The organism is Vagococcus teuberi (genome assembly GCF_001870205.1).
Taxonomy (GTDB): domain Bacteria; phylum Bacillota; class Bacilli; order Lactobacillales; family Vagococcaceae; genus Vagococcus; species Vagococcus teuberi.
The window spans coordinates 47,071-61,733 of the sequence record NZ_CP017267.1; the positions used below are offsets into that span (position 1 = coordinate 47,071).

Annotated in this window: 11 protein-coding genes, 1 pseudogene and 1 other annotated feature; of the genes and pseudogenes, 6 read left to right on the forward strand and 6 right to left on the reverse strand. The window is 34.4% G+C overall.

Annotated features, from left to right (window positions below):
• Positions 1–23 precede the first annotated feature (23 nt).
• From mnmM to BHY08_RS00240, 5 genes are all read right to left on the reverse strand, one after another.
• Positions 24–593 carry a tRNA 5-(aminomethyl)-2-thiouridylate-methyltransferase MnmM gene (gene mnmM / locus BHY08_RS00220; RefSeq protein WP_071455970.1) on the reverse strand — a complete coding sequence of 190 codons (570 nt, stop codon included), beginning with the start codon at positions 591–593 and terminating at the stop codon, positions 24–26.
• Entirely contained in the window at positions 586–1,554 is a 969-nt protein-coding gene (gene mnmL, locus BHY08_RS00225; RefSeq protein WP_071455971.1) for a tRNA modification radical SAM protein MnmL/YtqA, read from the reverse strand. Before mnmL ends, mnmM begins: the two co-directional genes overlap by 8 nt.
• Complete coding sequence (locus tag BHY08_RS00230; protein WP_071455972.1) at positions 1,551–2,207, reverse strand: phosphatase PAP2 family protein; 657 nt, start codon at positions 2,205–2,207, stop codon at positions 1,551–1,553. The genes mnmL and BHY08_RS00230 overlap by 4 nt, the downstream gene beginning before the upstream one ends.
• 71 nt (positions 2,208–2,278) lie before the next feature.
• Entirely contained in the window at positions 2,279–3,334 is a 1,056-nt protein-coding gene (locus tag BHY08_RS00235) for a DUF4097 family beta strand repeat-containing protein (RefSeq protein WP_071455973.1), read from the reverse strand.
• Entirely contained in the window at positions 3,331–3,957 is a 627-nt protein-coding gene (locus tag BHY08_RS00240) for a DUF1700 domain-containing protein (protein ID WP_071455974.1), read from the reverse strand. Before BHY08_RS00240 ends, BHY08_RS00235 begins: the two co-directional genes overlap by 4 nt.
• A 435-nt stretch (positions 3,958–4,392) precedes the next feature.
• On the opposite strand from BHY08_RS00240, the gene BHY08_RS10860 reads away from it, so the two are divergent.
• From BHY08_RS10860 to pepV, 6 genes and pseudogenes are all read left to right on the forward strand, one after another.
• Positions 4,393–5,292, forward strand: coding sequence for a hypothetical protein (locus tag BHY08_RS10860; protein WP_071455975.1), 900 nt, complete (start codon positions 4,393–4,395; stop codon positions 5,290–5,292).
• Between the two features lie 50 nt (positions 5,293–5,342).
• Positions 5,343–6,260, forward strand: a pseudogene (locus tag BHY08_RS11385) (LysM peptidoglycan-binding domain-containing protein); the annotation flags it as partial.
• A gap of 790 nt (positions 6,261–7,050) precedes the next feature.
• Positions 7,051–7,246, forward strand: a binding site (T-box leader).
• A 57-nt stretch (positions 7,247–7,303) separates the two neighbouring features.
• Entirely contained in the window at positions 7,304–9,718 is a 2,415-nt protein-coding gene (gene leuS, locus BHY08_RS00255; protein ID WP_071455977.1) for a leucine--tRNA ligase, read from the forward strand.
• A 96-nt stretch (positions 9,719–9,814) separates the two neighbouring features.
• Positions 9,815–11,461, forward strand: a complete 1,647-nt coding sequence (locus BHY08_RS00260) for a putative polysaccharide biosynthesis protein (RefSeq protein WP_071455978.1) — start codon at positions 9,815–9,817, stop codon at positions 11,459–11,461.
• Positions 11,462–11,513: 52 nt separating this feature from the next.
• A complete protein-coding gene (locus BHY08_RS00265; protein WP_071455979.1) occupies positions 11,514–12,236 on the forward strand; it encodes a pseudouridine synthase in 723 nt (240 codons plus the stop codon).
• Between the two features lie 87 nt (positions 12,237–12,323).
• Positions 12,324–13,730, forward strand: coding sequence for a dipeptidase PepV (gene pepV / locus BHY08_RS00270; RefSeq protein ID WP_071455980.1), 1,407 nt, complete (start codon positions 12,324–12,326; stop codon positions 13,728–13,730).
• 46 nt (positions 13,731–13,776) lie between these two features.
• Here pepV and BHY08_RS00275 read toward each other — a convergent pair whose 3' ends face one another.
• Positions 13,777–14,571 carry a glycerophosphodiester phosphodiesterase gene (locus BHY08_RS00275; RefSeq protein ID WP_071455981.1) on the reverse strand — a complete coding sequence of 265 codons (795 nt, stop codon included), beginning with the start codon at positions 14,569–14,571 and terminating at the stop codon, positions 13,777–13,779.
• Positions 14,572–14,663: the final 92 nt, after the last annotated feature.

Consider the following 14,663-nt stretch of genomic DNA (forward strand, 5'->3'; position numbering starts at 1 on the left):
AATAAATAGAAAAAGAGAGCCTATTATTTGGCTTCCTTTTTCTCAATACATAAGACTGATGGGGGATTATTTTTTTGGTTAATGAATTGATAGGTTAAAACGGAGTAGGAATCTTGTGACAGGGTTTCAGCAAATGAAAGAACCTCTTCTTTTTCACTCATACCTTCATCATGCCCTGAATAAAGTACTAAAATCAATCTGCCATCTTCTGCTAAGATAGTTAGTAGCGAAGTAATCGCAGATAGTGTTGTTTTACTCTTTGTGGTAATTTGTTTATCTCCTCGAGGTAAGTAACCTAAATTAAAAATAGCAGCCTTAATCATTGTGTTATCTGGTAAATAAGTTAGGGCATTTTGATGTCCATCTTTAATAAGAGATGTATTTTGAATGTTTTGCTTTTCTAATTTCTTTCGTGTCGATTCTAAGGCTTTTTCTTGTATGTCAAACGCATAAACATGTCCCTCATTCTCAACTAATTGGCTTAAAAAAACTGTATCATGTCCATTTCCCATAGTTGCATCAATGACCACATCACCAGGTTGAACACAGTCACTTAATAGCTGGTGACTAAAATGAAGAGCTGTTTTAAGCATATCCCTGAGCCCCTTTTCTAACATTATAAATACCTTGATAGGTTTGTCGTTTTTCTAACTCTTGATCAATCCCATTGAGTACTTCCCATTTTTGTAAGCTCCACATGGGACCAATAATCGATTCCCTTGGTGCATCTCCAGTCAAACGATGGATAATAATTTCTGGTGGGATAATTTCAAGTTGATCACACGTTAGTTTTGTGTATGCTTCTTGTGTCATTAGTTGTAATCGACCTTCAAAGTAATCTTTTTCCATTTTGGTGTTTGACATTAAGTGAAGAAGATGAAGCTTAATTCCTTGAATATCAGAATCTAATACAGTTCGTTTAACATTTTCTATCATCATGTCATAGGTCTCACCCGGTAACCCATTAATTAAGTGAGTGCAGACATTTATATTGTGTTTTCTCAGTTTTTCAACAGCATCCAAATAAGTTTGATAGTCATGTGCTCTATTGATACAGTCGCTTGTTTCTTCATAAGTTGTTTGTAAACCAAGTTCTACCCAAAGATATAATCGTTGATTTAACTCAGCCAAATAGTCAACAACGTCATCAGGCAAACAATCCGGACGCGTACCAATTGACAACCCCACAACACCTTCTTCATTGATTACTTGTTCAAAACGATGTTTTAATACGTCAAGAGGAGCGTGAGTATTAGTAAAATTTTGAAAGTATACGATATATTGTGTCGTACTTGGCCATTTTTTATGCATTTGGTTGACTTCTTTACGGAATTGTACAGGTAATGGATCACTTGGTGCGATAATCATGTCACCAGAACCTGAGACACTACAAAATGTGCATCCACCACGTGCTACTGTTCCATCTCGGTTAGGGCAATCAAATCCTCCGTCGATTGGCACTTTAAAAACTTTTTCTGAAAAAACTTCCCTAAGTGCGGCATTCCAAGTATAGTATCGTTTCGAATCTCCTTTTTTGTAAGTAAACACGTCTATCTAGTCCCTTCAAATCGTTGAATAAAATCATATTTTTTAAAGTATGGATAGCTAAACAGTAACCAACATGCCCCTAATAGGTAGCCACCTAAAATATCTGTTGGGTAGTGAACGCCAAGATAAATTCGACTAGTGCCAATCAATAAGATAATTATCCCTAATGAAATTTGGACGACAAGTCTCATCGCTTTATTATCGATATATTTATAGGCTAAAAAGATGAGTGTTCCGTAAAAAAGCATACTCCCCATAGCATGCCCACTTGGAAAACTTGAATGTTTCGCCACAACGAGGTGCTCCACAGATGGACGTGGACGATTGAATAGATATTTTAAGCTAAGATTCCCAATACCTGATAGAATAACAGTATTAATTGCTAGCCAATAAGCAGCTATCTTATCTTTTAATTTAAAAAATAAGACGCTAAAACTTACGAAGAATAATAAGGCAATCGTAACGGTATTACCGAATTTAGTAAAATATTTGAAAAAAATATTTTTTTCAGGTGTGAGTGTTCCTCTAATAAGTTGTTGAATGGGCTGATCAATTGCTTTTAGTATCGCCTCGTTAGATACGACGAAGTAAGCAATTACTGCAAAAAGTAACAAACAAATACTTGCAGCATAAGACCAATATAATTTCGATGTTTTCATAAATATAACCTCCTAAAATCAAAAAAAGACTTTATTAACTTATTAACAAAGCCTGTTTATTATAACATGATTTAATCATAATCATAATGTGTGTCATCGCTATCAAGTTCTTCCACTTCAATTTCACCGTTCTTACTGGTTGCTTTAATGCTTATTTTACCTTTATTTGTTTTGTATTTTCTATTAGAAGATAAATTTTTATTAAAAATTGAAATATCTCCCAGAGTGGTTTCAAAATCAAGTTTATTATCTGAAATGGAAGATTCATCTGTTTCAATATCTATGTTCCCATTTATAGTCGTCAATTCTGTATCAAAGTCTATATGATTATCATGGAAGAGGACATCTCCGTGTTTTGATGCAACAACTGATTTTCCTGTTGTGTGATTAATCGAGATGTCTCCATCCACTGTTGTTATTTTTAAGTCACCTTTTGTATTAGCTGTGAAAACATCTCCCATATCTGTTGTTAGCGTCATCAGTTTAGCCGTTGTATTTAATACATTGATGTCATATAGTTTCGTATTGACAGATAATTCTTCTGAGATTTTAGAATCATCTAAAGAAAAATCTGTGTCTTGTCTAGGTTGTGATACTTGATTAGCACGAATGCCACTAAGTGATGCACTACCATTTTCCATATTTAATTTGATATTATCCATTGAAAAATCATGCATTGATAGATTGACATTTTTTCCATTAATTGTAACCGTTTCGTAATGTGTTGGAATACGTAAGTAAACTGTATCATCAGTGTAGTTATTTATATTGAAAATAGCAAAGGGATACGGATTTTCTTTATTCGTTGTTGGATTATTAATGGTTAAAGAAGACGTATTTTTTTCTTCTTTAAATGTCCAATCAGCTTGTTTGTTATTATCTAATCTGAAGTCGACACCTTGTTTATCCATATAAATGTACTGATTATCTGAACGGGTAAGCGTCACACTAGTTGGTGTATTAAAATGAATATCGAGAGTTTTATTTTTATTAGATTTTATTTTTTTATGAATAGTATTTTTTTCACGTTCGTTTACTAGTTTTTTTTGCGTAATAAAAGTTCCTATTCCACCAACAATCATAAAAATAATAGCGATAACTATAGCGAAGAAAGTTCTTTTTTTCATTTAGTAGAACCTCCTTTTAAAACAGACCAACACCATTGATGATAAATCATAAATAATTTGAAAGCCCCTTTAGTAATAGGTCTTATGATAATGAATCCTAGTAAACCAATACCAAGTAGTATTAAACTAACAAAGAATTGGAACCAGGCATATGTTGAAATGGCCGTTCCTAATATAAAAAGGCTAAATAAGGGACTAGCAAGAAATATACCGATAACCAACCATCCACTCATTAGGATAATAGCAATAAGTAAGATGACCCATATCATAAAAATAATATTTAGTAGTGTTATTCCTAACATTTCGAATAGTCGATTCATTCTTGAATTGTGAGGGATATATTTATTGTACGCTTCATCCTGATAAGTAGTGTCATGAGTTATTTCAATCCAGTCATCTTCGTAATCAGACTGAGTGTCAAAAGTTAATCCGAGTTTTTCCAAAATATTTTGGGCAATGTTTTTGGGGGAAGGAAGAGCTTGAGTAATCTCATATTCAGATAAGCCTAGGGCAGATTTTTCATCAAAAATCTGAATATAAGCATCAAGAATAGCTTGTCGTTCTTCTTTAGATAATTGGTTTAAATAAAGTTTTAATTCAATTAAAAAATGTTCTTTATTCATTTCATTCTCCTGTCTGTTAAGAATATTAAATTCAATATATCTTCTAATAAATTGTACAACAAGGAAAAGAGAGATAAATCCTCCTAAAGTATGAGTTTTATCAAGTAATTAATGCCTTAATATGTCAATCAAAAAAAAAAACAACAGATATGCTTGCTATTCATTTTTATAGATGATTTAATGATAGTAATAAGACTTTTTTATAAGTATATGAACAAAAATGAACTGAATAATTTGAATTAATATCAAAAATAGGTCATAGCATTAATTGTGTTTTTGCAATTGGGTTATTTTTTTAGACTTTATCATTTAGGAGAAGAGAGATAAATATGAAAAAAAATAAATTACTACTAAATCAATCAATGACTCGTCATGCTTCTTTGTTTGGCACTGTCTTGTTGTCGTCTACAGTGCTTTTACCTGGTGTTACCGTGTGTGGCTTCTGATAGTATCCGTGATGAAATACAAAATGCATCTAATGAAACAACTCAGGATAAAAAAGCAGCAAATAGTTGGACGTTGTTGTCTATTAGTGGAGAAAATGAATGGATAGAAAATAACCAGCCATTGGACTTAACTGTAAACTTAGAAGCTCATCAAGTCGAAAATCTAGACACTGTGATAAATTTATCGGCGAATACAGTGATTAAATCTGACGTAGCAGATTTATCAATAAAGGATGAGACGGGTAGAGTAATCGGAACGTATACTATTAATAGTGAGTTAAATCAATTATTATTAACATTTACAGAAAAACAATTTACAAAGGCGATTATCCAAGTTCCTATAAACTTTAAAAAAACTGAATTAAGGGAACAAACAGTGGCGTTCTCCGTTGGGGAAAGCGTCATATCTAAAACAATTAAAACGATTGCCAATCCTCAAGAAGAAAATGCGACATCTGATTTATTAGAAGATTCTGTTGAACATCAGGACAATCAAGATAATACAGTATCTGAATCAAGGCAGGTAGAAGAAACTGAGCGAGTGCAAGAGTCATCAGCAAATGAAGAAAAAGTTATTGATGATCAAACAAGTGATTCAGTGTCTGTTATGGCATCAAGTGGTTTATTAGAAGATTCTGAAGAAACTACTAATTCTGAAGTAGAAACAAGTACAAATGAACCTGTCAAATCTGAAGATTCTACAACAGACACTTCAAAAGAAGAACCAAAAGAAGAACCAAAAGAAGAACCAAAAGAAGAACCAAAAGAAGAACCAAAAGAAGAACCAAAAGAAGAACCAAAAGAAGAACCAAAAGAAGAACCAAAAGAAGAACTAAAAGAAGAACCAAAAGAAGAACCAAAAAAGAACCAAAACCAGCTACTATCGTAGTTCCAACACCAAAAGTAAGGTCATTTAAAGCGGCAACGCCTCAAGCGACTTTTATTGAAAGTATTGCTTCTCATGCGCAAAGTGTTGCAGCTGAAAATGACCTCTATGCATCCGTGATGATTGCTCAAGCTATTCTTGAAAGTGGTTATGGATCAAGTACATTGTCATTACCACCCAATCACAATCTATTTGGAATTAAAGGAACCTATAATGGGCAGTCTGTAACGATGCAAACACAAGAATTCTATAATGGTCAATACGTCACTATAAATGATGCTTTTAGAAAGTATCCATCATACCGTGAGTCTTTGCAGGATAATGCTCATGTATTAAAAACGACATCATTTGCTCCGGGAGTTTATTTTTATTCAGGTGCGTGGAAGTCAAATACAAGTTCTTATATGGATGCGACTAAATGGTTAACAGGTAAATATGCGACAGATCCGACTTACAATATCAAATTAAACAATTTGATTATGACTTATAATCTGACGCAATATGATGATGCTAGTTATACAGGCCCTGTGACAACACCTACCGGGACAGGAAGTGGCAATAATGGTGGTAGTCAAAGTAATACATCTACAATGGGAAATTCTTCTACTTATACGGTGAAAAGTGGTGATACATTATATCGTATTGCACAAAATTATGGTATGAGCGTACAAGAATTGAAACAACTGAATGGGTTAAGAACTGATATGATTTATGTTGGACAACAATTAAAAGTCAAAGGGAATAGTGGAACACCTACAGTTGACTCTATCGTGGATACTACTAGTTCAAATGAAAGTACTTCAAATAATAATAAACCCAATAATTCAACTAGTTCAAACAATTCTTCAGCAACTTACACAGTGAAGAGTGGCGACACATTGTACCGAATTGCATTAAATAATGGTATGACTGTCCAAGAATTAAAACAATTAAATGGTTTAACGAGTGATTTAATCCATGTAGGACAACAACTAAAAATTGCTGGTAATGCATCGAGTGGTAGTGCTTCATCAACCAATTTGTCAGGAAATACGGTGGGAAATACTACAAGTCATAAAGTTAAGCGCGGTGACACACTGTATGGTATTGGTTTGACATATGGCATTAGTGTTCAAGAGTTAAAACAATTGAATAACTTAAGCAGTGATACCATTTATATTGGTCAATCTTTAAAAGTTAGCACAAAACAGAGCACGTCAACAATAGTTAATACTGAAAATAGTGCTCAAACGACGCATATTGTCAAACGTGGTGATACGTTGTATGGTATTGGTCTTAGATATAATGTTTCACCTAATGATATTAAACAATGGAATGGTTTAAATAGTGAGTTGATTTATGTAGGTCAATCATTAAAAATTAATCAGTCAAGTAAAACAAATACGACAACACCGGTTAAAACAACAGTAGGAAAATATACTGTTAAATCTGGTGACACACTTTATCGTATTGCATTAGATAATAAAACAACTGTTCAAGAATTAAAGAGAGTTAATAATTTAAGTAGTGACTTTATCCATGTAGGTCAACAGTTGACATTACCGGGTACTAGTACTGACGCAGTATCTAAAAATACACGTCACACAGTCAAAGCAGGGGAATCTTTGTGGGCAATTTCTAAAAAATACAACACAAGTGTGAGTCAACTGAAGAAGTGGAATAACTTATCAACGAACATTATTTATGCCAATCAAGTCTTACGAGTAAGCTAGTTGTCAAAGTAACATTCATTTGATATGATTAGCTTAATAATATCAAAACAAGTAGTTAAGAAGTAGTAAAATAGAAAGTTTTTAAGAGAGTATGTGGTTGGTGGAAACATACAAATGGACTATTTGAACTTGTCTTAAGAAAAAGTTACTTGTCGGAAAGTCTATTTTCGTTAACATGGATTAGAGGTGTTCTAGTATATCTAGGCACAAATTTAGGTGGTACCACGTCAGTCAACGTCCTATGAAGACACAACAGTGTTTTTGTAGGACGTTTTTTTACATAAAATTTTAGGAGGAAGACCATGGCTTATAATCATTTACAAATTGAAAAAAAATGGCGCGACTATTGGAAAAAAGATCACACGTTTAAAACAGGTGAAGAAACAGATAAACCAAATTTTTATGCACTAGATATGTTTCCTTACCCATCTGGGCAGGGGTTACATGTAGGGCATCCCAAAGGGTATACATCAACAGATGTATTATCTCGTATGAAGCGAGCGCAAGGATTTAACGTGCTGCATCCAATGGGGTGGGATGCGTTTGGGTTACCTGCTGAACAATATGCACTAGACACAGGAAATGACCCAGCTGAATTTACTGAAAAAAATATTCAAACTTTTAAACGTCAATTTGATGCATTAGGCTTTAGTTTTGATTGGGACCGTGAAATTAATACCACTGACCCTTCATACTACAAATGGACGCAATGGATTTTTACTAAAATGTTTGAAAAAGGGCTAGCCTATGAAGCGGAAGTACCGGTTAACTGGTGCCCAGCTTTAGGAACCGTATTGGCTAATGAAGAAGTCATTGATGGCAAATCAGAACGTGGGGATCATCCAGTATACCGAGTTCCAATGAAACAATGGATGTTACGTATTACTGCTTATGCGGATCGTTTAATTGATGATTTAGAGTTAATTGATTGGCCAGAGAGTATTAAAGAGATGCAACGTAATTGGATTGGTCGTTCTGAAGGAGCGAATGTTAATTTTGACATTAAAGGAACAGACAAACAATTCACAGTATTTACAACGCGTCCTGATACATTATTTGGTGCAACTTATGCTGTTATGGCACCTGAGCTTCCACTGGTTCAAGAAATTGTGACACCAGAACAAAAAGATGCAGTGGATGCTTATATCAAAGAAGCCGAAAAGAAAACAGATTTAGATCGTACTGAGTTATCAAAAGAAAAAACAGGTGTCTTTACTGGAGCTTATGCAGTAAACCCAGTGAATGGTAAAGAAATCCCTATTTGGATTGCGGATTATGTGCTATCAACTTATGGAACAGGTGCGATCATGGCTGTTCCAGCTCATGACGAACGTGATTATGAATTTGCGAAAACATTTGATTTAGAAATTGTTCCTGTTGTAGCTGGTGGAGATGTGTCAAGTGAAGCCTACACAGGAGATGGCGACCATATTAATTCAGACTTCTTAGATGGTATGAATAAAGAAGATGGTATTGAAACAATGATTAAGTGGTTGGAAAAAGAAGGCATCGGTAAACAAAAAACAAGTTATCGTTTGCGTGACTGGTTATTCTCTCGCCAACGTTATTGGGGTGAACCTATTCCAATTATTCATTGGGAAGATGGTACGATGACAGCTGTTCCTGAAGAGGAGTTGCCATTAGTATTGCCAAAATCAAATGATATTAAACCTAGTGGAACAGGTGAATCGCCATTAGCTAATATGACGGAGTGGATTAATGTTGTAGATGAAAAAACTGGCATGAAAGGTCGTCGTGAAACGAATACTATGCCACAATGGGCAGGAAGCTCATGGTACTACTTGCGTTTTATTGACCCACATAATGACGAACAACTAGCAGATCCAGAAAAACTAAAAGAATGGATGCCTGTTGACGTTTATTTAGGTGGAGCAGAACATGCGGTACTTCATTTACTATATGCTCGTTTCTGGCATAAATTCTTATATGATATTGGAGTAGTGGAAACAAAAGAACCATTCCAAAAATTATATAATCAAGGCATGATTTTAGGTGAAAACAATGAAAAAATGTCGAAATCAAAAGGAAATGTGGTTAACCCTGATGATATCGTAGAGCAATATGGTGCAGATACCTTGCGTTTATACGAAATGTTTATGGGACCACTTGATGGCTCAATTGCATGGAGCGAAAAAGGGTTAGAAGGAAGCCGTAAATTCTTAGACCGTGTATGGCGTTTGTTTATCGACGAAAACTTTGTCTTACGCGATCGTATCACGAAACACAATGACGAAGCATTGACAAAAGTGTATCATCAAACAGTGAAAAAAGTGACAGAAGATTACACGAACCTACATTTTAATACAGCGATTTCTCAATTAATGACATTTGTAAATGAAGCTTATAAAGCAGAAGCATTACCTGTTGAGTATATGAATGGTTTCTTACAATTATTAGCGCCTGTTGCCCCATTCCTCTCAGAAGAATTATGGGAAAGAATGGGAAATGAAGGATCTATCAGTTATGTCGCTTGGCCAACTTATGATGAATCAGCCTTAGTTGAAGACACAATTGAAGTAATTTTCCAAGTAAATGGAAAAGTTCGTGGGAAAGAAGTAGTTGCTCGTGATCTATCCAAAGAGGAGTTAGAAACGATCGCTATGGAAAATAATGCGGTGAAAGGGCAACTTGATGGAAAAACGATTCGTAAAGTGATTGTTGTACCAAATAAATTAGTTAATATTGTGGCTAATTAAAGTTAAGAATACGTTTAAATCCATTAAAAGTGTTTGCATAAACGTACAATTGTCGATACAATTAGAGCAGTATAATGAAGAAAGTTGGTTAGAATCATGCCAAATCAAAACACTTCTTTTGAGGAGACCGAAAAAGAGTTGAATGCAAAGGAAAAAATGGTTCGTGGCTCTTTATGGATGACAATAGGAAATGTTTTTTCTAGACTACTAGGTGCAGCGTATGTCATTCCCTGGTATGCATGGATGGGCACGGATGCTAATATAGCAAACGCCTTATTTAATAAAGGGTATAACATTTACGCCTTGTTTTTAATGATCGCAACAGCTGGTATTCCAGGTGCGATTGCAAAACAAATTTCACACTATAATTCGTTAAATGAGTATGGTATTAGCCGACGTTTATTTAGACGGACGATGGTAATAATGGGTGTGTTTGGCATTGCCTGTTCGGGAGTCATGTATTTGTTTGCACCAATTTTGGCGGATGGAAACGCTGATTTAATTCCAGTGATGCGAGCTCTAAGTGCAGCTATCTTGATTTTTCCAATGATGAGCGTCATTCGTGGGTATTTTCAAGGGAATCAAAATATGATGCCTTCTGCGGTATCACAAATTATTGAACAGATTGCCCGAGTATTTTATATGTTACTTATGACGTTTATTATTATGAAAGTGACAACAGGTGATTATGTTGATGCTGTTGTCCAATCAACCTTTGCTGCGTTTATTGGAATGCTTGGTGCATTTGCTGCATTAATTTGGTTTTATAGTAAACAAAAATCACGTATGAATTACTTGGTTGATAATAGTAATAATGAGGTAGAAATCTCTGAAAATCATTTGATTAAAGAGATGATTAAACAAGCGATTCCGTTTATTATCGTTGGTTCTGCCATTACCTTGTTTAAGTTGGTTGACCAATACACATTTGAAAGAATGATGGCAAGTTTTACAAATTATTCACCGAAACAATTGCAAGCTTTGTTTAGTATTTTTAGTGCAAACCCTGATAAATTGGTTATGATTACGGTATCTTTAGCTACAGGCATGGCTATGACAAGTTTGCCTCTTGTGACAGAAGCTTATACTAAAAATGAAAAACCTGAATTAGCTAAATTAATTAGTGATAACATTCAGTTGCTACTTTTCATCATGGTACCAGCGACATTGGGAATGATTGTTTTAGCAAGACCTATGTACGCTTTATTCTATACACCAGAAACACTAGGTGTGAGTGTGCTGATTGAAGCTAGTTTAGTTGGTCTTGTAATGGGGTACTTTATTCTGATTTCAACAACATTACAAGGATTGTATCAAAACCGAGAAGCTATCTCGCTATTAGGAGTGGGACTAATAATAAAATTAGTTCTACAATATCCAATGATTCGTATGTTTGAAACATATGGACCACTCATTGCGACAGCTATTGGTTTAGGTGTAGCTGCAATGTTAATGACGCGTTCGATTTACCGAATTACCAAGTTTGATTTAGCAATGACAGCCAAAAGAATTTTACTAATCGTGATTTTAGGGGCGATTATGTCACTTGTTACTTGGCTTGTCAGAAGTGGGCTATACACGATATTAAGTCCTGATAGAAAATTTCAAGCCTTTATTATCATTATGATATGTGTGGTATTTGGTATTATCAGTTATGGCTGGTTAGTACTACGTGTGAGATTAGCAGATCAATTACTTGGCCCGAAAGCACGAAAATATCGTCGGAAATTTAGAATAAAATAAACAGGAAGAACATCTATTTAGGTGTTCTTTCTTGCATTAGGAGAAAAAACAGATGCGTTTAGATAAGTTTTTAAGTCATACAGGATTTGGTAGTCGTAAAGAAGTAAAAGAGTTACTGAAGAAAAAGCGAGTGACGGTCAATCAAACGATGGTAAGAGATGCTAAATTTTCAGTTAATGAAAATGAGGATGAGATCTGTGTTGATGGACAACCTGTTTTATACGAAAAATATGTTTATTACATGTTGAATAAACCAAAAGGAGTTATTTCCGCGACAGAGGACGCATCCTCCCGAACAGTGATTGATTTAGTCAAATCAGATGATTATAAAAAGGGATTATTTCCAGTGGGACGACTAGATAAAGATACGACTGGTTTACTGTTGTTAACTAATGATGGCCCCTTGGCTCATGATTTATTATCTCCCAAAAAGAAAGTCCCAAAGTTATATCAAGCATTAGTTCAAGGAGAGATGACGAAAGCAGATATTGAAACTTTTTCTAGTGGAAGTATTCAGTTAGATGGTGAAAAGTGTTTACCAGCGATATTAACGATTTTATCTATTGATATGGAAAAAAAGCAAACCATTATTCATCTAGAAATTATGGAAGGCAAGTATCATCAGGTGAAAAGAATGGTTGAAGCTGTTGGGAAAAAAGTCATAGAACTTGAAAGACTTGAAATGGCTAATCTGACACTAGATACAGAGTTATCTCGAGGAAAATATCGCCCATTAACTGAAGATGAGTTGAAATTGTTAAAAAATAACGAATAAACCCGTTTAAATCCTAAATTATATTATCTAAAACATCGAAAAAATGATATGATAAAGTAAGATAAAATCAACAGGAGGTATTTTTGTATGACAATCGATTGGAGAAAAGAAGTCGAAGCTCGTCGCGAAGACTTGATGAAAGATTTATTTACATTATTAAGTATTCCTAGTGTTAGAGAAGATGATTTAGCGACAGAAGATGCACCAGTTGGTCCTGGACCAAAAGCGGCATTGTTAAAATTTTTAGAACTAGGAGAACGTGATGGTTTCTTAACTAAAAATGTAGATAATATTGCTGGTCATATTGAATTTGGTGATGGCGATGAAACGTTAGGTGTGTTTGGTCACGTTGATGTGGTACCAGTTGGACCAGGTTGGGATACAGATCCTTTTGAACCAGTAGAAAAAGATGGACGTATTTATGCGCGTGGTGCTAGTGATGATAAAGGGCCTACAATGGCTGCTTATTACGCATTAAAAATTATCAAAGAGTTAGGATTACCAGTTTCCAAAAAAACACGTGTCATTATTGGGACAGATGAAGAAAGTGAATGGAAATGTATGGACCACTATCTAAAAGTGGAAGATACACCAGACTTTGGTTTTTCACCAGATGCTGAGTTTCCAATTATCAATGGTGAAAAAGGAAATACAACCATTTTAATTGAATACCCTGGTAAAAATGAAGGAAACTTAACATTAGTTAAATTTGATTCAGGTATGCGTGATAACATGGTACCAGAAACAGCAACAGCTGTCGTTGAAATTTCAGGTGATATTAATGCATTTGAAAAAGAATTTGAAGAATATTTAGCAACTGCACCTGTAACAGGTGATATTGAAGTGGTAGGATCCACTGCTACATTAACGGTTCATGGTAAAGCAGCTCATGGCGCTATGCCAAGTAAAGGAATTAATGCCGGAACTTATTTAGCAAACTTCTTAAGCTTCTATGATTTTTCAGGTTCAGCAAAAGATTACCTAACAACGATTGCTGATTATATTCATACTGATACTGAAGGTAAACACTTTGGTGTGAATCATGTGGATGATATTATGGGAGATTTAACAATGAATGCTGGTGTGTTCAAATTTGATTCTTCAAGAGATGATAATATTATTACGTTGAACTTCCGTTATCCTAAAGGGTTAACTGAAGAGATGATTTTTGATCGCATTTCTGAAAAAACAGCCAATACATCAGCTAAAGTGATTCAAAAACCTGGTGGAAAAGGTCCTCACTATGTATCACCAGAAGATCCATTGGTGAAAACATTATTAGAAGTTTACGAAGATCACACAGGTCTTAAAGGTCATGAACAAGTTATCGGTGGTGGAACATTTGGTCGTTTATTAGAACGTGGCGTTGCTTATGGCGCAATGTTCCCAGATAGTATCGATACAATGCACCAAAAAAATGAATTTATTTCAGTTGATGATTTAATTAATGCAACAGTGATTTACGCTGATGCGATTTATCGTTTAATTAAATAAGAAACAAAATCCCATCAGTTCAATTATGAACTGATGGGATTTTGTTTTAATGAAAGAAAGAAGCATGTTTTTTTTCGAGTTCAATAGCTTTTGCTGTATAGTTTGTAAAATAAGAATCAGCTCCAAGATTAATAGCTTTGTTAATGTCTGCCATACTATTTAGCGTCCAAAAGTTAGCTTGTTTATTAGCTTCGTGAATTATCTTAACGATGTCTTTTGTCATAAATTTGGTGTTTAAAGATATAATATCTACATAGTCAGCCTTACATGCATTCTGTGCTTCAATATCATCTTTTGCTAAAAGTAAAGTGGTTATTTTAGGAAAGGTTTGTTTAATTTTATTTAGACTAGTTAGTGTTCTAGCTTGAATAATCACAAAATCTTCCATGTTATTTTGTCTGATGATGTTGTTAAATAAATCGATTTGTTTATCGTTTTCTTTTAGTTCAATAACATAATGAGTTGTTTTTTTGTAACGGTCAAATACATCTTGTAAGCGTAGAATGTGATTATTATCGCTTGTTCTAAGTTGATTAATTTCTTCATCAGTCATATCAGAATACAGGCGATCGACACCTGTGAGACGTTTAGCGTTATCATCGTGAGAAACATAGAGAGTTCCATCCTTTGATGTGACTAAATCTTGTTCGATGTTATGTGAACCATATAGTAAAGCTAAATCATAGGCGGGAAAGCTATGCTCGGGTTCCTCACCACTTGCTCCGCGGTGTGAGTATATTTTATTGATAATTTTTTGGTTTGAATGTTTTTGTATCAAAATTACTCCTAATACACAAAGACTTGCTAAAAGCACAGTTATAATATATTTTTTCTTTTTCATGAGACACTCCCTTGTATTGGTTATAACATAAAAAAAAGAAAAAAACTATAGATTCTTAATAAAGAGAATCTATAGTTTTTTGATTACTTACT